Annotated in this window: 29 protein-coding genes; 10 read left to right on the plus strand and 19 right to left on the minus strand. The window is 70.2% G+C overall.

Translation table 11 applies throughout. The features are described from left to right. Positions 1-11: 11 nt before the first annotated feature. A complete protein-coding gene (locus OG381_RS13635) occupies positions 12-236 on the plus strand; it encodes a hypothetical protein (RefSeq protein WP_327716375.1) in 225 nt (74 codons plus the stop codon). Positions 237-299: 63 nt separating this feature from the next. Then, positions 300-1,517 carry a TerD family protein gene (locus OG381_RS13640; RefSeq protein ID WP_327722454.1) on the plus strand — a complete coding sequence of 406 codons (1,218 nt, stop codon included), beginning with the start codon at positions 300-302 and terminating at the stop codon, positions 1,515-1,517. Positions 1,518-1,627: 110 nt separating this feature from the next. Here OG381_RS13640 and OG381_RS13645 read toward each other — a convergent pair whose 3' ends face one another. The 4 genes from OG381_RS13645 to OG381_RS13660 all read right to left on the minus strand — a co-directional run bounded on the left by OG381_RS13645 (position 1,628) and on the right by OG381_RS13660 (position 6,897). Then, positions 1,628-2,644, minus strand: coding sequence for a 1-aminocyclopropane-1-carboxylate deaminase (locus OG381_RS13645; protein WP_327716376.1), 1,017 nt, complete (start codon positions 2,642-2,644; stop codon positions 1,628-1,630). Positions 2,645-2,663: 19 nt separating this feature from the next. Beyond that, entirely contained in the window at positions 2,664-3,293 is a 630-nt protein-coding gene (locus tag OG381_RS13650; RefSeq protein WP_327722455.1) for a GntR family transcriptional regulator, read from the minus strand. Positions 3,294-3,413: 120 nt separating this feature from the next. Further along, the gene (locus tag OG381_RS13655; RefSeq protein WP_327716377.1) at positions 3,414-4,994 is read right to left on the minus strand and encodes a TROVE domain-containing protein; all 1,581 of its coding nucleotides are present in this window, start codon (positions 4,992-4,994) and stop codon (positions 3,414-3,416) included. 454 nt (positions 4,995-5,448) lie between these two features. Further along, on the minus strand, positions 5,449-6,897 hold the full coding sequence (locus tag OG381_RS13660; RefSeq protein WP_327716378.1) for an alkaline phosphatase PhoX: 1,449 nt from the start codon (positions 6,895-6,897) through the stop codon (positions 5,449-5,451). A 330-nt stretch (positions 6,898-7,227) separates the two neighbouring features. On the opposite strand from OG381_RS13660, the gene OG381_RS13665 reads away from it, so the two are divergent. The 3 genes from OG381_RS13665 (at position 7,228) to OG381_RS13675 (ending at position 9,136) form a co-directional block, all read left to right on the plus strand. Then, positions 7,228-7,425, plus strand: coding sequence for a hypothetical protein (locus OG381_RS13665; RefSeq protein ID WP_327716379.1), 198 nt, complete (start codon positions 7,228-7,230; stop codon positions 7,423-7,425). Positions 7,426-7,497: 72 nt separating this feature from the next. Beyond that, positions 7,498-8,652 (plus strand): hypothetical protein, encoded by a 1,155-nt coding sequence (locus tag OG381_RS13670; protein ID WP_327716380.1) that lies wholly within the window; start codon positions 7,498-7,500, stop codon positions 8,650-8,652. Between the two features lie 37 nt (positions 8,653-8,689). Beyond that, positions 8,690-9,136, plus strand: coding sequence for a hypothetical protein (locus OG381_RS13675; RefSeq protein ID WP_327716381.1), 447 nt, complete (start codon positions 8,690-8,692; stop codon positions 9,134-9,136). A 75-nt stretch (positions 9,137-9,211) separates the two neighbouring features. On the opposite strand, the gene OG381_RS13680 is transcribed toward OG381_RS13675, so the two are convergent. After that, complete coding sequence (locus OG381_RS13680; protein ID WP_327716382.1) at positions 9,212-10,648, minus strand: hypothetical protein; 1,437 nt, start codon at positions 10,646-10,648, stop codon at positions 9,212-9,214. Positions 10,649-10,919: 271 nt separating this feature from the next. Between OG381_RS13680 and OG381_RS13685 the strand changes: the two genes are divergently transcribed. Beyond that, on the plus strand, positions 10,920-12,749 hold the full coding sequence (locus OG381_RS13685) for an endonuclease/exonuclease/phosphatase family protein (protein ID WP_327716383.1): 1,830 nt from the start codon (positions 10,920-10,922) through the stop codon (positions 12,747-12,749). Between the two features lie 28 nt (positions 12,750-12,777). On the opposite strand, the gene OG381_RS13690 is transcribed toward OG381_RS13685, so the two are convergent. The 3 genes from OG381_RS13690 to OG381_RS13700 form a co-directional block, all read right to left on the minus strand. Beyond that, entirely contained in the window at positions 12,778-13,512 is a 735-nt protein-coding gene (locus OG381_RS13690) for an SRPBCC family protein (RefSeq protein WP_327716384.1), read from the minus strand. 3 nt (positions 13,513-13,515) lie between these two features. Further along, the gene (locus OG381_RS13695; RefSeq protein WP_327716385.1) at positions 13,516-14,112 is read right to left on the minus strand and encodes an ArsR/SmtB family transcription factor; all 597 of its coding nucleotides are present in this window, start codon (positions 14,110-14,112) and stop codon (positions 13,516-13,518) included. 74 nt (positions 14,113-14,186) lie between these two features. Then, positions 14,187-14,888, minus strand: a complete 702-nt coding sequence (locus OG381_RS13700) for an antibiotic biosynthesis monooxygenase (protein WP_327716386.1) — start codon at positions 14,886-14,888, stop codon at positions 14,187-14,189. Between the two features lie 127 nt (positions 14,889-15,015). Here OG381_RS13700 and OG381_RS13705 point away from each other — a divergent pair, with 127 nt between their 5' ends. Further along, on the plus strand, positions 15,016-15,975 hold the full coding sequence (locus OG381_RS13705) for a YihY/virulence factor BrkB family protein (protein ID WP_327722456.1): 960 nt from the start codon (positions 15,016-15,018) through the stop codon (positions 15,973-15,975). 234 nt (positions 15,976-16,209) lie between these two features. On the opposite strand, the gene OG381_RS13710 is transcribed toward OG381_RS13705, so the two are convergent. The 4 genes from OG381_RS13710 to OG381_RS13725 all read right to left on the minus strand — a co-directional run bounded on the left by OG381_RS13710 (position 16,210) and on the right by OG381_RS13725 (position 17,996). After that, entirely contained in the window at positions 16,210-16,671 is a 462-nt protein-coding gene (locus tag OG381_RS13710) for a DUF3618 domain-containing protein (protein ID WP_327716387.1), read from the minus strand. Continuing rightward, positions 16,668-17,078, minus strand: coding sequence for a phage holin family protein (locus tag OG381_RS13715; RefSeq protein WP_327716388.1), 411 nt, complete (start codon positions 17,076-17,078; stop codon positions 16,668-16,670). The genes OG381_RS13710 and OG381_RS13715 overlap by 4 nt, the downstream gene beginning before the upstream one ends. 94 nt (positions 17,079-17,172) lie before the next feature. After that, positions 17,173-17,865, minus strand: a complete 693-nt coding sequence (locus OG381_RS13720; protein ID WP_327716389.1) for a hypothetical protein — start codon at positions 17,863-17,865, stop codon at positions 17,173-17,175. Next, positions 17,862-17,996 (minus strand): hypothetical protein, encoded by a 135-nt coding sequence (locus OG381_RS13725; RefSeq protein ID WP_327716390.1) that lies wholly within the window; start codon positions 17,994-17,996, stop codon positions 17,862-17,864. The genes OG381_RS13720 and OG381_RS13725 overlap by 4 nt, the downstream gene beginning before the upstream one ends. A 175-nt stretch (positions 17,997-18,171) precedes the next feature. Here OG381_RS13725 and dapA point away from each other — a divergent pair, with 175 nt between their 5' ends. Next, a complete protein-coding gene (gene dapA, locus OG381_RS13730) occupies positions 18,172-19,086 on the plus strand; it encodes a 4-hydroxy-tetrahydrodipicolinate synthase (RefSeq protein ID WP_327716391.1) in 915 nt (304 codons plus the stop codon). On the opposite strand, the gene OG381_RS13735 is transcribed toward dapA, so the two are convergent. Together OG381_RS13735 and OG381_RS13740 are read right to left on the minus strand one after the other, a co-directional pair. Further along, positions 19,087-20,337, minus strand: a complete 1,251-nt coding sequence (locus OG381_RS13735; protein ID WP_327716393.1) for a WD40 repeat domain-containing protein — start codon at positions 20,335-20,337, stop codon at positions 19,087-19,089. Next, positions 20,334-20,894 carry a SigE family RNA polymerase sigma factor gene (locus OG381_RS13740; RefSeq protein WP_327716394.1) on the minus strand — a complete coding sequence of 187 codons (561 nt, stop codon included), beginning with the start codon at positions 20,892-20,894 and terminating at the stop codon, positions 20,334-20,336. Before OG381_RS13740 ends, OG381_RS13735 begins: the two co-directional genes overlap by 4 nt. A 139-nt stretch (positions 20,895-21,033) precedes the next feature. Between OG381_RS13740 and OG381_RS13745 the strand changes: the two genes are divergently transcribed. Then, complete coding sequence (locus OG381_RS13745; RefSeq protein WP_327716395.1) at positions 21,034-21,570, plus strand: hypothetical protein; 537 nt, start codon at positions 21,034-21,036, stop codon at positions 21,568-21,570. 9 nt (positions 21,571-21,579) lie between these two features. On the opposite strand, the gene dapD is transcribed toward OG381_RS13745, so the two are convergent. The 3 genes from dapD to OG381_RS13760 form a co-directional block, all read right to left on the minus strand. Next, positions 21,580-22,569, minus strand: coding sequence for a 2,3,4,5-tetrahydropyridine-2,6-dicarboxylate N-succinyltransferase (dapD, locus tag OG381_RS13750; protein ID WP_327716396.1), 990 nt, complete (start codon positions 22,567-22,569; stop codon positions 21,580-21,582). A gap of 74 nt (positions 22,570-22,643) precedes the next feature. After that, complete coding sequence (locus OG381_RS13755; protein WP_327716397.1) at positions 22,644-23,192, minus strand: TetR/AcrR family transcriptional regulator; 549 nt, start codon at positions 23,190-23,192, stop codon at positions 22,644-22,646. Next, the gene (locus tag OG381_RS13760; protein WP_307032291.1) at positions 23,192-23,512 is read right to left on the minus strand and encodes a DMT family transporter; all 321 of its coding nucleotides are present in this window, start codon (positions 23,510-23,512) and stop codon (positions 23,192-23,194) included. The genes OG381_RS13755 and OG381_RS13760 overlap by 1 nt, the downstream gene beginning before the upstream one ends. Before the next feature lie 238 nt (positions 23,513-23,750). Between OG381_RS13760 and OG381_RS13765 the strand changes: the two genes are divergently transcribed. Then, entirely contained in the window at positions 23,751-24,572 is an 822-nt protein-coding gene (locus tag OG381_RS13765; RefSeq protein ID WP_327716398.1) for an AbfB domain-containing protein, read from the plus strand. Between the two features lie 63 nt (positions 24,573-24,635). Here the strand turns inward: OG381_RS13765 and OG381_RS13770 are convergent, their stop codons facing one another. Next, positions 24,636-24,968, minus strand: coding sequence for a metal-sulfur cluster assembly factor (locus OG381_RS13770; protein ID WP_005477879.1), 333 nt, complete (start codon positions 24,966-24,968; stop codon positions 24,636-24,638). Then, entirely contained in the window at positions 24,965-25,432 is a 468-nt protein-coding gene (sufU, locus tag OG381_RS13775) for a Fe-S cluster assembly sulfur transfer protein SufU (RefSeq protein ID WP_327716399.1), read from the minus strand. Before sufU ends, OG381_RS13770 begins: the two co-directional genes overlap by 4 nt. Positions 25,433-25,446 lie beyond the last annotated feature (14 nt).

Raw genomic sequence — 25,446 nt, forward strand, 5'->3', positions numbered from 1 at the left:
ACCATCCCCGCATGCCAAGCCCCCAGGGATTCCACTACCAGGCCCACACCAACGGAACCGTCCACATCACCCACCACCACCGCCCCGCCACCACCCTCCACGGCCCCCGAGCCGCCCAGTTCCTCGCCGAGGTCGAATCCTCCTCCGACCCCCAGCTCGTCATGGCCCGCTGGACCGGAAACTACAAGCGAGGAAATGAGCGCACCGCCCGCAACCACCCCAGAAACCGCCGCTGACCCGATCGGTCGCAGGTAAGGGAACGGTAAAGCGGGCTCGATCGTTCACCGGGCATGACAGCTATGACCCCCGGCTCGAACATCCCTCTCTCCACCGCGCGCGTGACGGTGGACGTCGCCGCCCCGGTGCGGCTCGACGTATCGGGCCTGCTGCTCACCGCCGACGGCAAGGTGCGCTCCGACGACGACTTCATCTTCTACAACCAGCCCAACGGCCCGGGCGTGACGTACCGCTCCGGCGGCGGCACCGCCCCGGACGCGATCGTGGTCGACACCGCCGCACTCCCGCCCGGCATCGAGAAGATCGTCGTCACCGCCAGCCCGGACTCCGCCGGCCAGACCTTCCAGGGCGTCGAACCGACGGCGACGATCCGCAGCGCCGACGACAACGCCGTCCTGGCCACCTTCACACCCCCGCAGCTCGCCGCCGAGACCGCGCTGGTGGTCGTGGAGATCTACCTGCGCAACGGCGCGTGGAAGGTACGCGCGGTGGGCCAGGGCTACGCCAACGGCCTGGCCGGCATCGCCACCGACTTCGGCGTGAGCGTGGAGGAACCGGCCCCCGTGGCTCCGCCCCAGCCGGCCGCCCCCGTCACCCCCGTCGCCCCGCCGCAGCCCACCGTCCAGACCCCCGTGACCCCGCCCGCCCCGCCGATGACCACTCCGGCGACCCCGCCGCCGCCCGCGCACGCGCCCGGTGCGGGGAAGATCAACCTCGACAAGGGCCGCGTCAGCCTCCAGAAGAACCAGACGGTGTCCCTCGTCAAGGGCGGCCGCCCCCTGCTCTCCTCGGTGAAGATGGGCCTCGGCTGGGAGCCGGCGTACCGCGGCAAGGACATCGACCTGGACGCCTCGGTCATCGCGTACGGCCCGCAGCGCAACCACGTCGACAGCTGCTACTTCGGCAAGCTCCAGATCGTGGGCGGCGCCATCCGCCACTCCGGCGACAACCTCACCGGCGAGGGCGGCGGCGACGACGAGGTCATCACCGTCGACCTCGGACGGCTGCCGCAGGAGGTCAGCGGACTGGTCTTCACCGTCAACTCCTTCTCCGGGCAGAAGTTCACCGAGGTCGCCAAGGCTTACTGCCGGCTGCTGGACGCCACGACCGGCGAGGAACTCGTCCGCTTCGACCTCACCGGCGCCGAGGCCCAGACCGGCGTGATGATGGCGAAGCTGATCCGCCAGTTCTCCGGCGAGTGGGAGATGACGGCGATGGGCGACTTCGTGAAGTCCCGCACGGTCCGCGGCATGGTGAAGCCGGCCGCTCAGGCCCTGTAGTCGGGTAGTCAGTCGTCACGGGTCCGGCCGGCGTCCTCCCCCGGCCGGACCCGACCGCCGATCCGGTGCGCCGGTCCGGTCCACCGAGGTCCGCCGAAGCCCGTCGCAGTTCAGAAGAGCGCGCTGTAGGCGTTCAGCGCGGGCTGCCCGCCCAGGTGGGCGTACAGGACGGTGGAGTCCCGTCCGATCTCCCCGCGCTCCACGAGATCGACGAGGCCGGCCATGGACTTCCCCTCGTACACGGGGTCGGTGACCATCCCCTCGGTGCGGGCGGCGAGCCGCATCGCCGCGAGGGTGGTCTCGTCGGGGATGCCGTAGACGCCCGCGTGGTACCGGTCGTCCAGCTCGACGTCCGCCTCGGTCAACTCCCTTTTGACACCGATGAGTTGCCCCGTGTTGTGGGCGATCCGGGCGATCTGCTCACGGGTGGCGGCGGGCTTCGCGGACGCGTCGATGCCGAGCACCCGGCGCGGCCGCGCCCCCGCTTCCTCCAGGGCGGCGAACCCGGCGACCATCCCCGCCTGGGTGGACCCGGTGACCGAGCACACCACCACGGTGTCGAAGAAGACCCCCGACTCCCGTTCCTGCTCGGCGACTTCGTACGCCCATCCGGCGAAGCCGAGACCGCCGAGCGGATGGTCGGAGGCGCCCGCGGGGATGGCGTACGGCTTGCCGCCCGACTCCTCGACCTCCCTGAGCGCCTGCTCCCAGCTCTCCTTGAACCCGATCCCGAACCCGGCCTTCACCAGCCGTACGTCGGCCCCGGCGAGCCGGCTGATCAGGATGTTGCCGACCTTGTCGTACACGGCGTCCGGCCAGTCCACCCAACTCTCCTGCACGAGAACGCATTTGAGCCCGGCTCGGGCGGCACAGGCCGCGACCTGACGGGTGTGGTTGGACTGCACTCCACCGATCGAGACCAGCGTGTCGCAGCCCTGTGCGAGGGCGTCGGCGATCAGATACTCCAGCTTGCGGGTCTTGTTCCCGCCGTACGCCACCCCGGAGTTGCAGTCCTCACGCTTGGCCCAGATCGCCGCACCGCCGAGGTGGGCGGTGAGCCGCTCCAACCGATGCACCGGCGACGGACCGAAGAGAAGCGGGTAACGCTCGTACGAGGAAAGGGACATGGGTCCTCCCGGGACGGGTTCAGTCGCTGTCGGCGAGTTCGGCGAGGCCGCGCCAGATCTCGGCCGTGACCCGGACCGCCTCGTCCACGTCACCGGCCGCGCAGGCCTCGATGAGCCGTTCGTGCAGCCCTGCGGAGCGGCAGGCGCCGCCCTCGCCGAAGCGCCGACGCTCCAGCCGGCGGACGAGCGGGGTGTAGCGGGCGGCGGTGGCGGCCGCGGCGCGGTTGCCGCTGACGCGGACGAGGACGTCGTGGAGTGCGTCGTCGGCCTGGAGTGCGGCGTCCACGTCACCCGCGGCGACGGCCGCCGCGAACCGCTCGTTGGCCGTGCGCATCGTCTCGACGTCCGCGGCGAACAGCCGGGGCACGGCGACCCGGGTGACGAGTTCGTGCATGGCACCCACCACGGCCGCGGCATCCCGCACCTCACCGGCCATCAACGGGGTCACGCGCGTATAGCTCTGCGGCTTGCTCTCCAGCAGCCCCTCGTCGACGAGCCGCGAGAACGCCTCCCGCACCGGCGCCCGGGACAGCCCGAGCCGCTCCGCGAGGTCGGCGTCCCGCACCACCGCGCCGGGTGCGAGCTCACCGGCGACGATGGCGTCCCGGATGGATTCGTAGGCGCGATCCCTGAGCAAGGTGCGCGGTATGGCTTCCACGAACTGAAATGTTAGATGTCAATCCACGCGACGGACAAGGGCCACGTCAAAAGTCCGGACATGGGTGTGGCCCGCACTCCCCGTGAAAGTGCGGGCCACGCTGGTCACCGGTCAGGCGGCCCAGGGCCAGTCGGCGTCCCGGGCGCTCTCCAGCAGCGGCACCATCCGGAAAGCCGCGTCCGAGAGACCACCGAAGGTGTGCCGGTTCGCCTTGCCGGAGGGGCCGTGGCCCGCGCGGTAGCCGGCCAGGTTCCAGGTGTAGACCGGCACATGGTCGGGGACCTGCTGGGTCGGGTCGCCGTGCCGGTTGAACGTGTACTGCTCGTCGGTGACGATCAGCACCCGGTCCTGCCCCCGGTAGTGCGCACGGACCGCCGAGGTGGTGTCGGTGCCGCCCAGGTCGCCGAAGCGGCCCAGGATCTTCAGCACCGACTCGCCGTTGTCGTACGCCAGGTTCCGGCTCGTGGTGCCGAACTCGACGAGGTCCGCCTGCTCGGCCCGCAGCGCCAGCGCCGTGCCGAAGATCGCCGCCGCGTCGGCCCGGTTGAGCTCCGAGCGGTCCGACAGCCGCGCCCACATCGAGCCCGAACGGTCGACCAGGACCAGCGTCCGGCCGGCCAGCGCGGGCACATTGGCCAGCGAGTGGCCGAGCGCCTGCTCCAGCGGGTACGCCCAGCGCAGCGAGGGCGCGTGCTGGTACGCGGCCAGGTACCGGAAGGGGAACTGTCGCGACCGCGCGACCTCGGCCGGGTCGCTGATGCGCGCCGCGACCTGGGCCGCGACCTCGTCCGAGACACCGGCCTGGTCGAAGTTGCGCAGGTTGCGGACGAGCGCCATGGCACCCATGGACGGGATCACGGCCTCCCAGGCCGCCTTGTCCATCGGGCCCTGGAGCCATCCGGCCAGCGCCTCCCACGTCATCCCGGCCGCCGCGAGCCGCTCGGCGCCGCCCTCGGACGTGACGACCGCACGCCGCCGCTCGACCGGCACCGCCATCAGCTCGCGGTGCGCGGTGAGCACGGTGTTCGACGCGGGCGGCACGGCCGTGTCCGGGTTGTGCCGGCGGTCGAGCGCGTACCGGAACAGCTCGCCCTGCCACGGCTTGTCCGCGTCGGGCGCCGCGTGCACCAGGTTCAGGATGTCCCCGAAGCGGTAGCCCTTGGACGCGGTGTCGTACTTCAGCAGCGACTTGCCGTTGTAGAGACGCTGTACCGCGTCGGCGACTCCGCGCTTGACGGGCTTGGGCACCGCGCGGCCGTACGTCGCCGTCCAGCACCCGAGCAGTTCGCCGGGCTCGTCCGGGCGCCGCAGCACCGAGGCGATGACCTGCCGGTTGGCCGGGCCGTCGGTGACGCCCGCGTCGAGGCGTGCCTTGACGTACTCGGCGGCGCCCACGATCGAGGCCGTACGGAGGTTGCCCTCGCCGCGCAGCCAGCCGAGCAGGCCGGCCGTCCACGCGGGGTCCTCGACGGCGAGCTGCCGCACGAGGCGTACGTAACGGTCGTCACGGTCGGCGCCGGACTCGTAGAAGGTCTGCTGCGAGACGAAGTTGGCGATCGCCAGCAGAAAGAGTTCGGAACGCGCGTCCCGCTCATGACCGCGGCCGCCCTCGTACGACCGGAGTACTCGTCCGGTGGAGGTGACACGCGAGGTGGGCTGAGCTCGTGCCGCCTTCTTGTTGAATCGCGCCATGGTGAATTCCCCCGAATTCATTGTCTTTTCGGAGGGAGGCGCAACAAAAGGAGGGTGTCCGAGGTCGAAGTCGACTGCGGTGACCATAAACTGGCGCGTCTTCCGTTCCGCCACACCGGCCCTGGGCCGATGACGGGATTCGAACCCGCACGAGGGACTCGCCCCCACCAGTTCCCGAAGTATCCGCCGCCTGCGCACCGGGCACCCACCTTGAGCTGCGCCTCCCCGAGATCAAAATGCTTCGCACCGGGAGGTGCATGAAGTTGTGGTGTCCAGAGTTCAGGTCGGCGGAACCGACATTAGGTGCTCTAACCCCTGAGCTACACCGGCGCGTTGTACCGGTGGCGGGACTCGAACCCGCGGCCGCCCCATTATCAGTGGAAGTAGGTCCTGCCTTCGCACCTGGACGTTCATCACTGTAGGAGGGCGGCCGCGGAACGGGCGAGCGAATTAATTACCCGCGCTTGTGGCGCTTCCAGGGTCCGGTGATGGCGAGCATGATTCCGGGCGTCTGGATGTTGGCGTACAGGGTCCGGCCGCTGGGCGAGAAGGTGACGCCGGTGAACTCGCTGTACTCGGGCTCCTCTTCGGTGCCGATGTTGAGTTCGTTGCGGGCGATGGGGTAGGTGCGGCCGCTGTCAGTGGCGCCGAACAGATGCTGGACGCCCTCGCCGTCCTCGGCGATGACGAGGCCGCCGTAGGGGGAGACGGTGATGTTGTCGGGGCCGTCGAAGGCGCCGTCCTTGGAGGGGTCGGGGTTGACGCCCAGCAGGACCTTCAACGTCAGGGTGCGGCGCTTGGGGTCGTAGAACCAGACCTGGCCGTCGTGCTGGACGGGGCTCTCGTCACGGGCGTAGGAGGAGACGATGTAGGTGCCGCCGTCGCCCCACCACATGCCCTCCAGCTTGCGGGCGCGGGTGACCTGGCCGTCGGTGAACTGCTTGCGGACGGGCACCGTCTTGGCGTCTCGGTCGGGGACGTCGATCCAGTCGACGCCGTAGACCGTGCCGGTCTTCGTGGCGCGGGAGAGGTCGTCGACGAACTTGCCGCCGGAGTCGAAGCACTTGAACGCCTGGAGGACGCCGGCGTCGTCGGCGAGGGTGCGCAGCTTGCCGCGGCCGTGCCGGAAGCCCTCGGGCGGGGTCCAGCGGAAGAGCAGGCCGTTGGGGCCCGAGGCGTCCTCGGTGAGGTAGGCGTGGCCGCGCTTGGGGTCGATGACGACCGCCTCGTGGGCGTACCGGCCGAACGCCTTGACGGGCCTGGGGTCGCGGTTGGCACGGCGGTCGGCGGGGTCGACCTCGAAGATGTAACCGTGGTCCTTGGTCATGCCGTTCTGGCCGGCCTTGTCCTCGGTCTCCTCGCCGGTGAGCCAGGTGCCCCAAGGGGTGCTGCCGCCCGCGCAGTTGGTGGAGGTGCCGGCGATGCCGACCCACTCGGCGACCTGTCCGTCGGGGCGGACCTCGACGACGGTGCAGCCGCCGGACGCGGCGGGGTCGTAGACCAGGCCCTCGGTGAGCGGCACGGGGTACTTCCAGTTGGCGCGCGGGCCCTTCAGCTCGTGGTTGTTGACGAGGAGGGTGGTGCCGCGGGGGCCCGCGAAGGTGGCCGTGCCGTCGTGGTTGGAGGGCGTGATCTCGCCGGACTCCAGCTTGGTCTTCCCGCTGTAGGTGATGACGCGGTACTTGAACCCGGCGGGCAGCGCGAGGATGCCGTCGGGGTCGGGGATCAGCGGCCCGTAGCCGACACCGCCGTGGCCGCCCGCGGCCTCGGCTCCCTGGCTCTCGATGTCGGTGGCCGCGAGGGCGTTGGGCGCGGTGGCGAGGGCGCCGACACTGCCGGCCAGCGCGACCCCGGCGCCGGTGATCGCGGATTTCGTGGCGAAGTCCCTGCGGGTGAGCGACATGGTGTCTCCTGTGACGGTGGGTGGCCTGGAGGGTGGGGGACCTCGGGTCGGCGCCACCGTTTCGCCCGCGTCTGAACAGAAGTTGAACAGGGGACGGCTGCGAGGGCCCCGCTTCCGTGAATCCGCCAGATCGCCGCTGTTCGAGCCAACAGGCGGAATAATCTTCGTAATGAAGGTCAACGGGGGCGAATCGTAATGAAATTCGTGATTCATTTCAGAATGCCTTGACTCTCGGAGTCCCGGGACATAGACCGGAAGAGCACACCACCCGAAGGGGAGGCGAGCCCGATGGACGCAAGGCGGGTGAGTCGCCTCCATGAAGGCCGGCTCATGAAGCTGGCCCATGTGAGTGGAGTCGGCACCGGGAGGGACGAGCACTCGGGACAGGACGTGATCATCGTCTTCGTCACCCGGAAAGTGCCCCGTGACCGGCTCCTTCAAGAAGACGTGGTTCCGGACGAGCTCGACGGCGTACCGGTGCGCGTGCTCGCGATCGGTGAAGTGAGCGCTCAGGAAAAGGACGTGTGAGCCCTGTGCGCTGAGTCACCGCGCCGCGGCCCGTGAGGAACCCAGAGCAGAAAACTGAAGAGGTGGCCTGGCGTGAGCCAGCCCGAAATGATGCGAGGACCGACTGGTGGTCAGCTGAGTGACAGCTCCCGCCAGCAAGCGAACTCAGACTTCCTGCGGGCGCAGTCGCCGCTGGCCAACGTCGTAGGCTTCGGCCACGGCGTGAAGTGGATCGACGGACAGCCCACGGGCGAGGCAGCCGTGCTGGTGTTCGTGACCCAGAAGGTTCCGGAGTCCCAGCTTCCCGAGCGGGATGTCGTCCCGCAGATGATGGACGACGGAACTCCCACCGACGTGATCGCGGTCGGCCATGTCGCCGCGCAGCGTCAGCGCACGACCTCGGGCCGCTCCGAGGACCGCAGCGCCCCCTACCGGTCCGACGGCAGCGTGGCCGAGCAACTCGCGGGCCTCTCCCAGCCGTTGCTGGAAGAGCTCAGCGGGCTCGGACAGTTCGAGCCGCAGCTTCTCAAGCGCCGTATGCGCCCGTCCCCTTCCGGCTTCTCGGTCGGCAACGTACGGGTGACCGCGGGCACGCTGGGCAGCGTGGTGTACGACTTCCTGCCGGGCGCCTCCGTGGACCCGCCGGGTCCCGGCCTCGGCACACCGTCGAAGTTCTACATCCTCTCCAACAACCACGTGCTGGCCGACTCCAACCGCGCGCAGCTGGGCAGCTCGATCCTGCAGCCCGGAGCGTTCGACGGCGGTACGGACCCGGCGGACCGGATCGCGACCCTGGACCGGTTCATCCCGATCCAGTTCGCGCCGCAGATCCCGCTGGAGCGCCACAACAACGTCGTGGACTGCGCGCTCGGTGCGGTGGAGTTCCAGGACGCCAGCCGTGAGCAGTACTTCAGCGGTACGCCGCGTGCCTGGCGGCGCAAGGCCAACGTCGCGGTCGGCGACCTGGTGAAGAAGACGGGACGTACGACGAACATCAGCTTCGGCCGAATCATCGCGACCGACGCCACGATCGACGTCGGCTACGGCACGGCGGGCACGGCCAGGTTCAAGGACCAGGTCCTGACGACGGCCATCTCGGCGGGCGGCGACTCCGGCTCGCTGGTGACCTCCCTCGACAACGTCGCGACCGGTCTGCTCTTCGCGGGCTCCTCGGTCGTCACCGTGGCCAACCACATCGAGAACGTTCGCGCACTGCTGCGGGTGGAGATCGCCGAGCAGCTGGCCTGACGGTCGATCGACACCCGCACAGGAAGAGGGAATCAGCATGACCACGCAGGCCAAGCGGCAGAAGAGCCAAGCCGGCTCCGAACACCGCTTCCACAACCCCCAGGGCGCGGAAGTCAAGACGCGTGACGAGGCGTTCGCCTCACCACAGGACGTGTCCCCCGACGCGGTCTCCACGTCCGCCAAGCTGGAACTGCACAACGGGACGGTGACCTTCGCCATGGAGGTGAAGTACAACCCCAACACCTACCCGCACGTCGTGACCAGCGGCAAGATCACCTCCGGCATCAGCGGCGCCCCCTGGGACATCACGGGCGGCTTCGTGGGCGAGACGATTCGCCTGGACGCGAAGCGCTCCGGCCAGGGCTCTCACGCCCACACGATGACCCTCGTCGGCGAGTTCCAGAACCCGTCGGCCTACCGGGGTACGTACGGCTTCAACGGGGCGACGTCGTCCTTCAAGCACACGACGAGGTACCACTGCTGAGGCAGTGAACCGCTGAAGCGGTGAACGACTGAGTGCTGTGGCGGGGAGGCCGGCGACCTCCCCGCCACAGTCGCGTCAACTCCCCTGCTGGGAACGCGCCTTGAAGGCCGCCTTCCGGGCTTCCTTCGCGATCTTCTTGTCCGGATGCAGCCGCCCCATCGCCTCCAGCACATCCGCGGTCGCCGGGTGATCCACCCGCCAGGCCGCCGAGAAGAACCCGCTGTGCTGCTGTGCCAGTCCCTCGACCAGGGACCTCAGTTCATCGGAGTTGCCTTCGGCCGCGAGCTGCGCGGCGACCGTGTCCACGGTCAGCCAGAAGATCATCGACTCGGAGGGCGGCGGGACGTCGGAGGCGCCCTGCTCGCTCAGCCAGACCCGGGCCAGACCGCCGAGTTCCGCGTCGTCGAGCACCTCCCGCAGGGCGGGCTCGGCAGTTGCGCCGACCAGCGACAACGCCTGCTGGCAGCGCAGCCTGCGCAGCGGCGCCCCGGCGTCCCCGCCCCGCGCGGCGGCCAGCAACTCCCGTGCCGCGGCGAAGGGTTCGCGTCGCGCCAGCCACTGCTCGGTCTCGGCCTGGGCGGCGGCGGGCGGGAAGTGGGCGGTGCCGTCGAGGAGCGCGTCGGCGCCCTTGTCGGCGAGGTCCCCGACGGCGGGCGCCGGGAATCCGGCCTCCTGCAGTCGTGCTCGCAGCCCGTACAGGCCGAGCGGGGTGAGCCGCACCATGCCGTACCGGGACACGTCGGTGTCGTCGACCGGCGCGGCGGGCTCCTCGTCGGCGTCGGCCATGAGCGCCTCGTCGACGGGCTGGTACTCGACCAGACCGACCGGCTCCAGGAGCCGGAATTGGTCGTCGAGGCGCATCATCGCGTCGGAGACCTGCTCCAGGACGTCGTTGGTGGGCTCCCCCATGTCGCTGGGCACGATCATCGAGGCGGCGAGCGCGGGCAGCGGCACGGGTCCGTCGCCGGGCCCTTCCTCGTTGACGCTCAGCAGGTACAGGTTGCCGAGCACACCGTCGAGGAACTCGGCCTCCGCCTCCGGGTCCCAGTCCAGCGAGGAGAAGTCGATCTCCGTGACCCCCTCTTCCGGATTCACCGCGTCGACCAGGTCGTCCAGGTCGGGCACGCTCGCGTCGGCGAGCACCGCCTCCAGTGCCGTCTGCCACACGGCGAGCACGTCGTGCGGGGCGCCGCCGGTGAGCAGGGCGAGCTCCTCGCCCGCGGCGACGGTGCCGGCTTCCTCGTCGGTGATCTCGACGAGCCCGGTGTCGACGGCGACCCGCCAGGCCTCGCTCGCCCAGGCGGCGGCGTCGTCCCCGGTCAGGCCGAGCAGTTCGGCGGCGGCGGGCAGCTGCTCCTCGGCGAGCTCGCCGCCGGCGTCGACGCGGGTGTCGGGGCCGGCCCAGCGGGCGAGCCGGGCGGCCCGGGACAGCAACGGCGTGGACAACGCGTCCCGCGCCAGCTCCGCTTCGGGATGCAGCCGCACCGGCGGCAAGGGGGAGCTGTCTGACATCGGCTGGTTCTCCTAGAGGCGCGGCGTGACCACTCAGCCGCTCAGCCTAGACGGATTTCCACCCATGCCGCCCGGTTCATCTACCCGTCGGGCCGCGTACATGGCCGAAACCTTGACAAGTGGCCTGACCAGGCAGGAGATTACGCGCGTAGAAATCTGCTGGACATGTGTTCACTGTAATTTTCTACGCGCGTCGCACCGCCCCACCGGTTCGGCTCCACACACGTTTCACCCTCGTCCCGGCGCTATGCACGTCCCCGGAGGGATTCCGTTGCCGAGCAAGTCCTCTGCGCGCCTCGCCGCGCTCACCGTCGCCGCCGTATGTTCCGCGGCGTCCACCATCGTCCTGACCTCTCCCGCGCACGCGGACTCCGTGGCCATCCATGACATTCAGGGCACCACGCGCATATCCCCGTACGCGGGCAAGGCCGTCACGGATGTGTCCGGAATCGTCACCGGCATCCGCACCTACGGCTCCTCCAAGGGTTTCTGGATCCAGGACCCGAACGCCGACGCCGACCCGGCCACCAGTGAGGGCGTCTTCGTCTTCACCAGCTCCACCCCGAAGGGCGTCGCCGTCGGCGACCTCGTCACGGTGTCGGGCACTGTCTCGGAGTTCGTCCCGGCCGGCGCCGCCTCCGGCAACCAGTCGATCACCGAGATCACCAAGCCGACGTTCACCGTCGTCTCCAGCGGCAACGCCGTCCCGGCCGCGAAGGTCATCGGCGCCAAGTCGGTGCCGGCCGCGTACGCCCCGGCGGGCGACAGTGCCGCGAACAACTCCGTCAACGGCCTGGCCCTGCAGCCGTCGAAGTACGCCCTGGACTACTACGAGTCCCTGGAGGGCGAGAACGTCCAGGTCGCCGACGCCCGCGTGACCGGCGCCACCGACCCGTACACCGAGCTCTGGGTCACGGTGAAGCCGCGCGAGAACGCCAACCGCCGCGGCGGCACGGTCTACGGCTCCTACGACTCCCAGAACACCGGCCGCATCCAGATCCAGTCCCTCGGCGCGACCTCCGCCTTCCCGAAGGCGAACGTCGGTGACGTCCTGACGGGCGCCACCTCCGGCCCGCTGGACTACAACCAGTTCGGCGGCTACACCCTCGTCGCCAACACGATCGGCACGCTGAAGAGCGCCGGCGTGGCCCGTGAGACGACCGAGAAGCAGAAGAAGGGCGAGCTGGCGGTCGCGACGTACAACGTCGAGAACCTCGACCCGTCCGACAACACCTTCGCCGAGCACGCCGCCGCGATCGTGCACAACCTCCAGTCGCCCGACATCGTGTCCCTGGAGGAGATCCAGGACAACAACGGCGCGACGAACGACGGCACGGTCGCCGCCGACCAGACGGTGCGCAAGCTGATCGACGCCATCGTCGCCGCGGGCGGCCCGGCGTACGACTGGCGCTCCATCGACCCGGCGAACGGCACCGACGGCGGCGAGCCCGGCGGCAACATCCGCCAGGTGTTCCTCTTCAACCCGGAGCGGGTCTCCTTCACCGACCGCGCGGGCGGCGACGCCACCACGGCCGTCGGTGTCACCAAGGAGAAGGGCAAGGCCGCGCTGACGGTCTCCCCGGGCCGTATCGACCCGGCCAACGCGGCCTGGGCGAACAGCCGCAAGCCGCTGGTCGGCGAGTTCGTCTTCCGTGGCAGGACGGTCTTCGTGATCGCCAACCACTTCAACTCCAAGGGCGGCGACTACGGTCTGACCTCGCAGTACCAGCCGGTGCCGCGCAGCTCGGAGACCCAGCGCCACCTCCAGGCGACCGCGGTGAACGCGTTCGTCAAGGACGTCCTGGCCACCCAGAAGAACGCGGACGTCATCGCCCTCGGCGACATCAACGACTTCGAGTTCTCCGACACCGCCAAGATCCTGGAGACCGACGGCGCCCTCTGGTCCGCGATCAAGTCGCTGCCGAAGAGCGAGCGTTACTCCTACGTCTACCAGGGCAACGCCCAGGTGCTCGACCAGATCCTGGTCAGCCCCTCGATCCGGAAGTCCTGCGACTTCGAGTACGACAGCGTGCACGTCAACTCGGAGTTCAACGACCAGATCAGCGACCACGACCCGCAGGTGCTGCGCTTCCAGCCGTAAGCGCCGTAGCCCGTGAGGTCATCAGGGCTCAGGACTGGTCGAACACCCCGTTCAGCCAGTCCTGCCAGGCGGCCTCGCACTCCTTGATGTCGTCACCCGGCGTGAAGTCGTGCAGGGAGACACCGACCGGGTGACCCCAGTGGTTGCGCCCGAAGATCCGGGTGAGTCCCCGGTCGGTGCGCAGCCCGATGAAGTAGGGGTTGCGGAAGTCCACGACGGCGTCGAACTCGTCGGGCCCCTGGACCCGCACCGGGGTCCCGGCGGACACGCCCTCCCCGACCCCGAGCGCCCGTGCGACGGCTTCCAGCGCGTCCGCGGCCTTCGACGCCTCAGGTCCGTCGAAGGTCGCGAAGGCGGCGGGCCGGGGCGCGAAGTGGGTGAGGTACTCGCGCAGGGTGTGCAGATAGAAGTCGGTGTGCTTGGCGGCGCCGTCGTACTGGTTGTCCCAGTCGTCGACGAAGATCCCGCTGTGCACGTACCGCACCCAGGCGCGGCGGCCGTCGTCGCGCGGCTCGACGGTGTAGTCGAGCTGGTTCATGGTCTGCTCGGAGATGCCGTCCACGTTCGCGACCCGGTTGGTGTAGCGGTGGGGCGGGTCCCAGGCGGTGACGGTGGACCCGAAGGGCCCCTTGCCGCCGACCTTGGGCTCCGGTGGCTCCATCGGCCACAGATAGCCGTCGGTGCCGGTGGTGACGGCGTCCCACACCTGCTGCGGGGTGGCGTCGACCTCGAACTCGCGGACGATCTCGAACTCTTTGGACATGATCTACTCCAACTCGGTCTGCTTGAGGGTGGGGTGGACCGCCACGACGATCCGATGGTCCCGGCCGCCCTCGGAATCCGGGGCGTCGTACTTGCGGATCAGCGCGGTGACTCCCGCGGTCAACTCCTGGATGAACGCGGCCCGTTCGGCGGCTGACGCGAACCGCACCTCGCCGTCCAGCGCGTAGGTGGCGAGCCCCTTGCGCGCCTTTGCCGCACCGGTGATCAGCTGCCCGACGTCCCGTACCAGCCGGGCGCCGAGCGCGAGCAGCCAGCGCGCGGAGAGCTGGTCGCGGAAGCGGTCCGGGTCCGGCTGCACGGAGGCGAGCGCGAGCGGCGAGATGACGTACGACGCGGCCGTCGCCCGCATCAGCCGCTCGGTGACATTGCCCTTGCGGCGCTCCCCGGCCAGCTCGACCAGGCCGTGCCGCTCCAGCGCCTTGAGGTGGTAGTTCACCTTCTGCCGGGGCAGCCCGACCTTGCCGGCGAGCATCGCCGCCGACGCGGGTCCGGCGGCGAGCTCGGCGAGCAGCCTGGCCCTTATGGGGTCCAGCGAGACGGCTGCGGCCTCGGCGTCCTCGATCACGGTCACGTCCAGCATGCGTCCACCGTCTCACCGAAAACTTTTTTTGTCCAGGAGAGAATAGTCTTCGGTGAGTGTCCCCGCCGGACGGGTCACTCGGGCACGAGCCCCAGCGCGTGGTCGTACCGGCTGACCGTGCTGCTCCTGAGCCCCGGCCAGGTCTGGACGCGCTCCCACAGGGCGCTCCCCGAGCCGATGCCGTCCCCGGGTGCGGCCATGGCGTCGATGTGGGCCTGGGCGCTCTCCCATCCGGCGTAGTTCAGGACCCGGGTGCCGTCGGTGCTCACGTGGAAGTGGCCGGAGATGCCTCCGGCATGCGGGGTCGGTTCGCTCTCCAGCGCCTCGAAGACGGCGTCCACCCAGGCACGCTGCCGCTCCGGATCGGGGCCCTCGAACTCCACGTCGACGATCACGATGCACCCCGGCACCCGTGTGTCGCCCTCCCGGACGGCACTGCGGTAGCGCCGGTAGCGGCCGAGCCACAGGCGCTCGATGCCGGGCACGGCGGTGTCGATCTCGTCGACCCGCTCCTGCCGGTGCGTCTTGACGAAGGCCTCGTACGCCGCCTCGCTCGTCCACTGCGAGTGATGGAGCAGAGTGCCCGTGTCATGGCCGGTGTAGACGTGGTACGAGCGCAGATCGGGGGTCGGCCAGGGCCTGCGCTCCCAGGTGCGGGCGATTGTCTCGACGGTGTCGCGCTGCCGTTCGGGGGTGCCCACGCGCCAGGTGCTGAAGAAGGGGGCGCCGACTCGGGGGTCGGTCAGGTCGGGGTGGTCGAGGGTACGACGGGTCATGGTGGACTCCCTCACTCGTGATCGCTCGTGATCTCCCGCGATCGGTGTGGGACCCACCCTCCAACCTCAACCAAGATTCAGGTCAAGTCCGCGCTTGGCCAGGGGATTTCGGGTGACCCGCCTGCTCATGGCCGACAAGGACAGTCCCTCCGAATTGCCCGCGCGTTCCTGGCGGGCGGTGTTGCGGCGCACGGTGACGGAGTTCCTGGACGACGAACTCTCCGACCGGGCCGCCGCGTTGACGTACTACGGCGTCTTGTCGATGTTTCCGGCGCTGCTCGTCCTGGTGTCCCTGCTGGGGGTGGTGGGGCGCAGCGCCACGGACAAGATCCTCGACAACATCGGGGACCTGGCCCCGGGTCCGGCACGGGACATCCTGCGGGACGCGGTGGTGCAGCTGAGCGACTCGGGAGGCACGGGGAGCGTGCTCGCGGTGCTCGGCCTGTTGGCCGCGCTGTGGTCCGCGTCCGGTTACGTCGCCGCGTTCATCCGCACGTCCAACGCGGTGTACGACCTCCCCGAGGGCCGCCCGGTGTGGAAGCTGACGCCGCTCCGGCTGATCCTGACCGTGGCCCTGATGCTGATGCTCGCCGCCAGCGCGGTGATCGTGGTGTTCACCGGCCCGCTGGCGGAACGGGCGGGCACGGCGATCGGGCTCGGGGACGCGGCGATCGCCCTGTGGGGCATCGCCAAATGGCCGGTCCTGCTGATCCTCGTGGTGATGATGATCGGCCTGCTGTACTGGGCCGCCCCCAACGTCCGCGGCCGCGGCTTCCGCTGGATCTCCCCCGGCAGCTGCCTCGCCACCCTGATCTGGCTCGCGGCCTCCGCCGGTTTCGCCGTCTACGCCGCCAACTTCGGCTCGTACAACAAGACCTACGGCACCCTCGCAGGCGCCATCGTCTTCCTCGTCTGGCTCTGGCTCTCCAACCTCGCCATCCTCCTCGGCCTGGAATTCGACGCCGAACTGGCCCGAGAACGAGCCATCACCGACGGCCGCCCCCCAACCGAGGAACCGTACGTCGAGCCCCGGGACACCCGAAAATGGCCCCCGAAATGGCGAGCGGCCCGAGAGCAGCGACCGTAACGTCAGTCGGTGTCCTACAACCGATCCGCACCCCCTTCAGCCCGTCCGGCGTTTGAGGACGAGGCCCGTTCAGGGCCGACAGCGGGGGTCTGGGGGCGCAGCCCCCAGGGACGGGACGGGTAGGGGCGGCGGGGGCGAGAAAAGCCCGGCGCGCACCCCGCCACCACCACCCCGGCACGCCGACGCCGGCCGGGCTGCACTCACCCGGCCGGCGCCACACAACGTCTCGCTCCGCTAGCGTCCGTTCCGCCGCCGCACCATCTCCTCCACGACCACGGCACCCACCACCGCCCCCACGACCAGCACCGGCCGCGGATTCCGCAGCGCGGCCTGGACCACGGTACGAACAGGCCGCGGCACGTTGTGCTCGACGGCATGACCCGCATGCGACGCCTTGTCCTGCACCGTGTGCCCGACCTCGCTCGCCCGGCCCTGCACGGCATGCCCCGCCCGGCTCGCCCGGTCCTGAACGGCGTGACCGGCCTCAGCCGCACTGCTGCGCAGCTGCACGGTCATCGCACCGGCCTTGTCCTTGAGATCCGCGGCACGCGCCATGGCCCGCCCCTTCACATCAGCCTTGCTGGCCAACTCCTCGACGGTGTCGCCGAGTTGGCCCCTCGTTTCCTCGATCTGCCGACGCAGCTCCTCGGGGCTCTTGGCCCCGTCCGCCACGCCCGGCGTCGTCTTGTCCGTCATCGGTGTGCCCTTTCCCTGATCTCCTCGACATCGGCCCTGACGCTGCCGAGGGCCTCCTCGGGCGTGGGGGGTGCGGCGCGGCGCAACTGGGCGCGACCGCGAGCGGCGAGCACCGCCGCGATCACGAACAGCACCGCCGTCACGATGAGCGCCGCGGCCCAGACGGCCAGCGCCAGCGAGAGCGCGGCGGTCGCCGTACCCGCCAGGGCGAGCAGACCGGCGTAGGCGAATGCGCCGGCGGCGCCGAGCAGCCCGCCGCCGCGGCCTGCTCGCCGGCCCTTCTCGGCCAGCTCCTCCTTGGCGAGGGCCACTTCCTGTCGTACGAGCTGAGAGAGCTGTTCGGTGGCCTGTCCGACGAGTTCGCCCACGGAGTGCTGGGTGGGCCCGGGGGCCGTGGAGTGGGTCACGATGTCCGCCTCCTCTCTGGGTTCGGAGCGGACGAGTACCCGGTTGCGGCTCCCACAAGCGCTGTTTCGCGAGTTCGGTCACCGGACCGTCGCCCTAGCCATCCCCGCCCTTCCCACGCTCCCCGAGCCTCGCCAGCTGACTCTGGAACCAGTCCAGCCGCGCCTGCAACAAGGCCGCCTCCGCAGCGAGTTCGGGCACCCCGAGGCCGTCGGCAACAACATCCCCCACCGCCGCCCCACACTCCGCAGCCCCACTCCCCGCCACCACCCGCAACCCCTCTCCCGCCAGCCGCGCGAACGACGCGAGCGAGACGGACGTACGACCCCGCAGGCACCCCGCACACGAGGGCGCGAGCGCGCGCCAGCCGGGGCGGCCCCAGCCGGCGTCGGCCAGCGCGGAGGCGACCGTGCCGCAGGTGCAGGGGCCCACGGTGGCGACCCGGATCCGCTGGCGGGCATAGCGGAAGCCGCGTTCGAAACGGAGGTAGCGTCCGATGACCGAGACCTCGAGCAGGACGGCCGCCCGGTGCTCGGCCGTGCACAGCAGCGCCTCGGCCGTCGAGCGGTCGTGCACACAGTGGAAGCCGCAGTCGCAGCGACGGTGCGGCGCCTGGTGCCGCAGACCGTAGACGCAGGACGCGTCGGCCACGACTCCGTACGGCAGCGCGCCGCCCAGCGACACACCGGTGAACCCGGCCCGGGTGCCGTCGTGGGACAGCACCGGGTGGGCGATCTTGTATCCGGTCGGCGGCTCCGTCGGGCGTTCCTCCGGAAGCCGCAGCCTCATCGGGAAGCCGGGACCTCTTCGGGCGCCTTCAGTTCCTTGATCTCTTCCGGAAGTTCGAGTTCGGGTGCCTGCTCGTGCGCCTGCGGCCGCTCTTCCGCGACTCCGGTGGCGAGTGCCTTACCGAGCTTCATGACGCCTCCCATGACCAGGGGCCTATGACCGTCCTGGCCATGGTGACCCATGAAGTGCCGATTTGGACATAGGGCCCTGGCACCGCCCGCCACCAGCAACCGCTTAGCATCGCTTATCAATATCTCGTAGAAGAATTAAGTGGAGCTTCACGATGGCCCCGCCGAGACTACCCCCATGACGTACTCCCCTGCCTCCTCCTCTCCCTCCACCCCTCCCTTCGGCCGCGCCCTCTGCGCCATGATCACGCCGTTCACCGAGGGCGGCGCCCTCGATCTCGACGGTGCCCAGCGGCTCGCGGAGCGGCTGGTGGCGGAGGGCTGCGACGGGCTGGTGCTCTCCGGGACGACGGGTGAGTCACCCACGACGACGGACGCCGAGAAGGCGCGGCTCGTCCGGGCGGTACGGGAGGCGGTGGGCGAGCGGGCGTCGGTCCTGGCGGGCGTCGGCACCTTCGACACCCGGCACACCGTCGAACTCGCCCTGGAGGCCGAAAAGGCGGGCGCGGACGGCCTGTTGGTGGTCACCCCGTACTACAGCAAGCCCCCGCAGGAGGCGATCGAGGCGCACTTCCGCCAGATCGCGGACTCCACCGGCCTGCCGATCACGCTCTACGACATCCCGGGCCGCACCGGCACCCGTATCGAGCCCGACACCCTGATCCGACTCGCCGAACACCCCCGGATCGTGGCGGTCAAGGACTGCTCCTACGACTTCCTCGCCGCCCAGAAGGTCATCTCCCGCACGGAGTTGGCGTACTACGCGGGCTGCGACGAACACAACCTCGCCCTGTACGCGGTGGGCGGCGCGGGCTATGTGAGCACTGTCGCGAACCTCGTCCCCGCCCAACTCCGCGCGGTCCTCGACCTGTTCGACGCGGGCGACACGACGAAGGCGGCCCGCCTCCAGCAACGCGCGACACCCCTCGTCGAGTTGACGATGTCGGCGGGCCTGCCCGGCACCGTCACCGTGAAGGCCCTCCTCAACGACCTGGGCCTGCCCTCGGGCCCGGTCCGCGCACCGCTGCTGCCCGCCGGCCGGGATGCGGTCGACGGGCTGCGGGCGGCCTACGAGGAGCTGACGGCCGGCTGATCAGCGCTCGGCGAAGACGGGCTCCCATTGCACCTGGCCGGTCTCCGGATGGTCGCGGACGCCACTCAGCGGTACGACCGTGTCGCTGCCGATCGTGACCAGCACGAGCCGGTCCTTGTACGGCTCCTTCAGGCCGGTGGTCCGCTCCCAGGCGATGAGCCGCTGGTTGTCGACCCAGGCGAGCAGTTCGGCGCCGCGGACCTTGGTGATCTCCTTGCCGGTGAGGGGATCCTTGATGGAGGAGTACGACTTGCCGGCCGTGGGCCTGTCCCCCGGGGCGATGGCAGGCTGGACCTCCTTCGCCAGGCCGAGGGCGGCCAGCTTGCCGTTCGGGGACAGTCGCGCGGGCACGTCCCAGCGCAGGTGCTTCTCGTTCGCGGGCGCGGCGGTCTCCTTGCCCGACAGGTCGTAGAACGTCGGCCGGACGAGGGTGCCGAGACCTCCGCCGACTCCGAACAGGTGCTTGCCGTCACGAGTGAAGGCGAAGTCGGCGCGGCCCCCCGTGGAGGGACTCGGGGCCTGGTGCCAGATACCCCCGCCCCTCCCGGCCAGGTCCAGGAGGAGGAACCCGGTCCGGGTCATCCTGTTCATGGACGTCCACGCGCCCTCGCTGTCCCCGGGGTTCGTGAACTTCTCGAGCGAGTCGGGGTGCTCGGAGTACGTCGTGGCGACCAGCTCGGTCCCGCCGTTCGAGAACGCCAGCCCGCCGACCCCCTGCCCGACCGGGATCCACCGCTCGACCTCCCCCGTCGTGAGGTCGAGCAGCCCGATCCGGGCGGCGGGCAGGGTCCGCTCCAGCACGGCGGCGGTCTTCAGGCCCGGTGCCACGGCGACGAAGGACCATCGGGTGTCCTTCTTGTACTTGCCGGTGTCGGGATCGAGCAGCCAGTAGGTCCGCTCGAGGGTCGCCTCCTTCTTGTTCTTCGGCACGAGCGCCGTCTTGTAGTACGCGGCGAGCGCGGACCGCCCGGCCGCGATCAGGTCACTCGGCGGCGACTGATCGGCGTGGGCGCTGACCCCGTCCTGCTGCGTGACCCTCGCGGGGCGCGTGCCGTCGTGTCCTTCGTTCAGCAGCGGCACCGCCACCGAGACGGCCACCACGGCCGCGGTGGCGGCGGCGACGGCCACGAGCCGGCGGGTGCGGCGGCGCCGGCGGACGGCCAGTACCCGGTCGGCGAACCCGGGGCCCGCCGACGCCTCTTCGACGGCCAGCTCCCGCAGGGAGTCACGCACGAGTTCCTCGACGTTCACGGACGTACCTCCATGGGTGTGTAGTCGTGAGCCGGCGGCTGCCGGGTGTCCTCGCCACCGCTCAGGGCGGCCAGTTCGGGCGCGAGGGTGCGCAGCCGGGCGAGCGAGCGGTGGGCGGTGGACCGTACGGTGCCGACGGAGCAGCCCAGGATGCGGGCCACCTCGGCTTCGGGCAGGTCCTCGAAGTAGCGCAGCACCAGCACGGTGCGCTGCCGGGCGGTGAGCCGGGCGAGCGCGCCGCGCATCACGAGCCGCAGCTCGGCGGCGGACGAGGCGTCCGCGTCCGCCCGTCCCTCGGGCGGCTCGGCGACACTCAGCTCACGTCTGGGCCACTTCAGCCGCCAGCGGCTGATCTGCTGCCGGTAGAGGATCTGCCGTACGTACGCCTCGGGTTCGTCGATGCGGTGCCAGCGGCCGGCCGCCTTGATCAGCGCGTTCTGCAGCAGGTCCTCGGCGGTGTGCCGGTCCCCGCCACTGAGCAGCACGGCCGTCTTCAGCAGCGCGGACGACCGGTGCTCCACGAACTCCCGGAAGCTGTCCTGCGCTTCGGCATCCATCGTCACCTTCTCTTCCCCCGGGGCGGACCCGCTGTCCGCCCCCTGTGCCCCTACTGACGCGCGCGACCGCACCCCGCTATGTCTGCGCGCACGAGAAAATTCCACCGCCCCACCGGGGCCCCTCCCGTACGGTGACCCGATGAGCCGCCCGCGCCCCCGCCCGCTCCTCTTCCTCGATGTCGACGGCCCCCTCAACCCGTACGCGGCGAAGCCCGAGCGCCGCCCCGAGGGCTGTACGACGATCAGGGCGACCTTGCACCCGGGCCGCCCCCTGCGCGTGTGGCTCAACCCGTCCCACGGCGCGGCCCTCCTCGCGCTCCCCTACGACCTGTGCTGGGCGACGACCTGGATGGACGCGGCCAACCGCTGGATCGCCCCGGTCATCGGCCTCCCCCGGCTGCCCTACGTCGACTTCGGCGACTCCCTGCTCGTCCACCGCCCCGACGGGATCCACTGGAAGACGCAGGCCATCGTGGCGTACGCCGAAGGCCGCCCCTTCGCCTGGGTCGACGACGAGCAGACCCCGGCGGACACCACCTACGTCACCGAGCACCACCCGGCCCCCGCCCTCCTCCACCACGTCGACCCCCGACTCGGCCTGCGCGAGGACGACTTCACGATGCTGCGGACATGGGTGAGCGCCCTCCCGAACTCGGCGGAAGGGCGCTCACCGTGACGTCGGACGTCAGTTGTGGCTGTGCAGGACCTCGTTCAGCCCGCCCCACACGGCGTTGTTCGGCCGGGCCTCGACCGTGCCGGTGACCGAGTTGCGGCGGAAGAGGATGTTCGAGGCGCCGGAGAGCTCGCGGGCCTTGACGATCTGGCCGTCGGGCATGGTGACGCGGGTGCCGGCGGTGACGTAGAGACCGGCCTCGACGACGCACTCGTCGCCCAGCGCGATACCGACGCCCGCCTCGGCGCCGATGAGGCAGCGCTCGCCGATGACGATACGGACGTTGCCGCCGCCGGACAGCGTGCCCATCGTCGACGCGCCGCCACCGATGTCGGAGCCGTCACCGACCACGACACCGGCGGAGATACGGCCCTCGACCATGGACGTGCCGAGCGTGCCGGCGTTGAAGTTGACGAAGCCCTCGTGCATGACGGTGGTGCCCTCGGCGAGGTGGGCACCGAGGCGGACGCGGTCGGCGTCGGCGATGCGGACACCCTTGGGCGCCACGTAGTCCGTCATGCGCGGGAACTTGTCGACGGAGGTCACCTGGAGGTGCAGCCCCTCGGCGCGGGCGTTGAGCCGCACCTTCTCGATGTCGTCGACGGCGACCGGGCCCAGCGAGGTCCAGGCGACGTTGGCGAGGAGGCCGAAGATGCCGTCCAGGCTCTGGCCGTGCGGCTTGACCAGGCGGTGCGAGAGCAGGTGCAGGCGCAGGTAGACGTCGTGCGTGTCGGTCGGCTTCTCGTCCAGCGAGGAGATGACCGTACGGACCGCGACCACCTCGACGCCACGCCGGGCGTCCGGCCCGACCGCCTTCGCGGCCCCCTCACCGAGCAGCTCCACGGCCCGCTCGACGGACAGCCGCTCGGTACCGGACGGCCCGGCCTCCGCGGTCAGCTCGGGCGCGGGGAACCAGGTGTCGAGAACAGTGCCGTCGGCGGCGATCGTGGCGAGGCCGGCGGCCACGGCGCCGGTGGTACGAGAAGCAGTCGTATCGGTCATGAGGGCAACCTAACCGCCCCACACCCACAGAGGCCAACCAGCCACCCACGACGAGGCCCCTCAAGAGCTTCCCGTCAATGAGAGCCCGCAGGGATGACCCGCCCCAGCACCTCCCGCGCATACTCCTCGTCGTACACCCCGTCCGTCAGCAGCACCTGCAGACAGATCCCGTCCATCAGCGCCACCAGCGCCCGCGCGGTGACCGCGTCGGTGCGTCGGCCCAGCCGCTCGGCGAGATCCTCGGCCCACTCCGCGGCGACCGGCCGCAGCGCGGGGCGCCGCAAGGCGGCGAGATACAGCTCGCACTCCAGCTCCACGCCGGTACGGTCACCCGCGAGCCACTCACCCAGCAGACCGGCGAGTTCGGTGGCCAGGTCCGCGCCCCGGTCCTCCAGCCCGCCCCGCGCCACGACGACCTTCGCGAACCCTTCATTGGCCTGCCGCAGCGCGGCGACCATCAGCTCGTCGAGGGTCTTGAAGTGGTACGTCGTCGAGCCGAGCGGCACATCGGCCTCGGCGGCGACGGAGCGATGGCTCAGCCCGGCGAGGCCATGGCGGCCCACGACCCGGATCGCCGCGTCGATGATCCGCTGCCGGCGCTCGGGGTCGTAGCGGCGGGCCATCAGTGCGCACCGCCCAGGTTCAGCACGACCACCCCGGCGATGATCAGCACGATCCCGGCGGCCTTGGCGGGGCTCATCCCCTCGCCGAGGAAGGTGAACCCGATCGCGGCGATCACCGCGGTACCGACGCCCGCCCAGATCGCGTAGGCCGTACCGACGGACACCGTCTTCAGCGTCTGTGCGAGCAGCGCGAACGCCAGGGCGTACCCGAGGACGGTCAGCAGCGAGGGCAGCAGCTTGCTGAACCCCTCGCTGTACTTCATGGCGGTCGTCGCGGCCACCTCGGCGGCGATCGCTCCGGCGAGCAGCACGTATCCCATGTGTACGAGTGTACATAACAGCGCTCCCACAGCGGCGCCGCGCATGGACGAACCGCGCGCCCGGGAAGGGCCGCGGGATCTCCTAGAGCGCGCGGCCGAGAGAACGATGTGGAAACCGCTCACACAAAGGGCTGCTCGAAGAGCGCAAGTCCACTACTGTGCGATCTGCTTCACCGTTCATCCACCGCGCCGTCACGGCTGCGGCCTCCCCCCATGGGCTCCGCCAGAGGAACTGCGCATGCCAGACACCAAGTCCCAGCCCCCACATGACCGACCGTGGGAGACCGGCTGGGCACCCGACACCACCCGGGCACCGGGAACCCGCCGGCTCTATCTCGCAGGTGTCCTCGCCGTGGCCACGGTCGTCGCCTGCGTCACGGCGATATCCATGACGGGCAACCCTCCTGACGCCGTGTCGAAGTCGGCGCCTGTCTCGGACGGCGGGACGATACCGGGCCTGGCCGGTTACGCCAGCCCCTCGGACACCACGACGGTCCCCCCGAAGGGCAAGAGCGGCCTGGCGACCTCCGAGGAGACCGCCTCCGCCGCGCGCCAGCAGGGCTCCTCCCCCTCGCCCGCCCCGGATCCGACCTCCAAGTCACCGTCGTCCAAGCCGAGTTCGTCGTCCCCGAAGCCGGCGGTCACGTGGCGCTCGATCCGCTCGGCGAACTACCCCGACCGCTACTGGCATGTGAGTGGCGGTTACGTGAAGCTCGACGCGGTCCGCGGTTCGGAATCCCGCGAGGACTCCACCTTCAAACTGGTCAAGGGCCTTGCGGACAGCTCCTGCTACTCCTTCGCCACCCAGGACGGCAGGTACCTGCGCCATCGCAGCTTCGTCCTGATCGCCGACCGCAGCGACGGCTCGTCCCTGTTCAAGCAGGACGCGACCTTCTGCGCCCGCTCCTCCTCGGTGTACGGCGCGATCATGCTGGAGTCGGTGAACTACCCGGGCCGCTTCCTGCGCCACCAGAACTTCCAAGTGAAGCTGGACCCGTACCAGTACAGCGACCTGTACCGGTCGGACTCGGCGTTCCAGCTGGTCGACGGGCTGACCTGAGCGCACACACGGAAAACGGCGACGTCCACGAGGACGTCGCCGTTTCTTCGTACGCGGTCGGTCTCAGACGTTGAACCCGAGCGCCCGAAGCTGCTCGCGCCCGTCGTCCGTGATCTTGTCCGGGCCCCACGGGGGCATCCAGACCCAGTTGATGCGCAGCTCGTTGACGATGCCGTCCGTGGCGGACTTGGCCTGGTCCTCGATGACATCGGTCAGCGGGCAGGCCGCCGAGGTGAGGGTCATGTCGATCGTCGCGATGTTCGCGTCGTCGATGTGGATGCCGTAGATGAGGCCGAGGTTGACGACGTCGATGCCCAGCTCGGGGTCGACGACGTCGTACAGGGCCTCGCGGACTTCCTCTTCGGAGGCCGGCTTCATCTCAAGGGTCTCGCTCATGCCGTCTTCCTTTCGGCGTCGGCCCCGCCCAGGGCCTGGGCCGTCGCGTCCTTCCACGCCATCCAGCTGAGGAGGGCGCACTTGACCCGGGCCGGGTACTTGGAGACACCGGCGAACGCGACCGCGTCCTCCAGCACCTCCTCCATGGCGTCGTCGGGCTCGATCTTCCCCTTGGACTGCATCAGCTCCAGGAAGGTCTCCTGGATCTTCTGCGCCTCGGCGAGGTCCTTGCCGACCAGGAGGTCGTTCAGTACGGAGGCGGAGGCCTGGCTGATCGAGCAGCCCTGGCCCTCGTACGAGATGTCGGCGATCTGCTCGCCGTCGTACCTCACGCGCAGCGTGATCTCGTCGCCGCACGTCGGGTTGACGTGGTGCACCTCGGCGTCGCCATCCCGAAGACCGCGCCCGTGCGGGTGCTTGTAGTGGTCCAGGATGACTTCCTGGTACATCGAATCCAGCTTCACGGTCTCAGCTCACG

The sequence above is a fragment of the Streptomyces sp. NBC_00490 genome (assembly GCF_036013645.1).
GTDB classification, from domain to species: Bacteria; Actinomycetota; Actinomycetes; order Streptomycetales; family Streptomycetaceae; genus Streptomyces; species Streptomyces canus_F.

Coding starts and splice junctions, on each gene's coding strand:
- OG381_RS13635 (WP_327716375.1), top strand. CDS start 12: ATGCCAAGCCCCCAGGGATTCCACTACCAGGCCCACACCAACGGAACC.
- OG381_RS13640 (WP_327722454.1), top strand. CDS start 300: ATGACCCCCGGCTCGAACATCCCTCTCTCCACCGCGCGCGTGACGGTG.
- OG381_RS13645 (WP_327716376.1), bottom strand. CDS start 2,644: ATGTCCCTTTCCTCGTACGAGCGTTACCCGCTTCTCTTCGGTCCGTCG.
- OG381_RS13655 (WP_327716377.1), bottom strand. CDS start 4,994: ATGGCGCGATTCAACAAGAAGGCGGCACGAGCTCAGCCCACCTCGCGT.
- OG381_RS13660 (WP_327716378.1), bottom strand. CDS start 6,897: ATGTCGCTCACCCGCAGGGACTTCGCCACGAAATCCGCGATCACCGGC.
- OG381_RS13665 (WP_327716379.1), top strand. CDS start 7,228: ATGAAGCTGGCCCATGTGAGTGGAGTCGGCACCGGGAGGGACGAGCAC.
- OG381_RS13675 (WP_327716381.1), top strand. CDS start 8,690: ATGACCACGCAGGCCAAGCGGCAGAAGAGCCAAGCCGGCTCCGAACAC.
- OG381_RS13680 (WP_327716382.1), bottom strand. CDS start 10,648: ATGTCAGACAGCTCCCCCTTGCCGCCGGTGCGGCTGCATCCCGAAGCG.
- OG381_RS13690 (WP_327716384.1), bottom strand. CDS start 13,512: ATGTCCAAAGAGTTCGAGATCGTCCGCGAGTTCGAGGTCGACGCCACC.
- OG381_RS13695 (WP_327716385.1), bottom strand. CDS start 14,112: ATGCTGGACGTGACCGTGATCGAGGACGCCGAGGCCGCAGCCGTCTCG.
- OG381_RS13700 (WP_327716386.1), bottom strand. CDS start 14,888: ATGACCCGTCGTACCCTCGACCACCCCGACCTGACCGACCCCCGAGTC.
- OG381_RS13705 (WP_327722456.1), top strand. CDS start 15,016: ATGGCCGACAAGGACAGTCCCTCCGAATTGCCCGCGCGTTCCTGGCGG.
- OG381_RS13710 (WP_327716387.1), bottom strand. CDS start 16,671: ATGACGGACAAGACGACGCCGGGCGTGGCGGACGGGGCCAAGAGCCCC.
- OG381_RS13720 (WP_327716389.1), bottom strand. CDS start 17,865: ATGAGGCTGCGGCTTCCGGAGGAACGCCCGACGGAGCCGCCGACCGGA.
- OG381_RS13725 (WP_327716390.1), bottom strand. CDS start 17,996: ATGAAGCTCGGTAAGGCACTCGCCACCGGAGTCGCGGAAGAGCGGCCG.
- dapA (WP_327716391.1), top strand. CDS start 18,172: ATGACGTACTCCCCTGCCTCCTCCTCTCCCTCCACCCCTCCCTTCGGC.
- OG381_RS13740 (WP_327716394.1), bottom strand. CDS start 20,894: ATGGATGCCGAAGCGCAGGACAGCTTCCGGGAGTTCGTGGAGCACCGG.
- OG381_RS13745 (WP_327716395.1), top strand. CDS start 21,034: ATGAGCCGCCCGCGCCCCCGCCCGCTCCTCTTCCTCGATGTCGACGGC.
- dapD (WP_327716396.1), bottom strand. CDS start 22,569: ATGACCGATACGACTGCTTCTCGTACCACCGGCGCCGTGGCCGCCGGC.
- OG381_RS13755 (WP_327716397.1), bottom strand. CDS start 23,192: ATGGCCCGCCGCTACGACCCCGAGCGCCGGCAGCGGATCATCGACGCG.
- OG381_RS13760 (WP_307032291.1), bottom strand. CDS start 23,512: ATGGGATACGTGCTGCTCGCCGGAGCGATCGCCGCCGAGGTGGCCGCG.
- OG381_RS13765 (WP_327716398.1), top strand. CDS start 23,751: ATGCCAGACACCAAGTCCCAGCCCCCACATGACCGACCGTGGGAGACC.
- OG381_RS13770 (WP_005477879.1), bottom strand. CDS start 24,968: ATGAGCGAGACCCTTGAGATGAAGCCGGCCTCCGAAGAGGAAGTCCGC.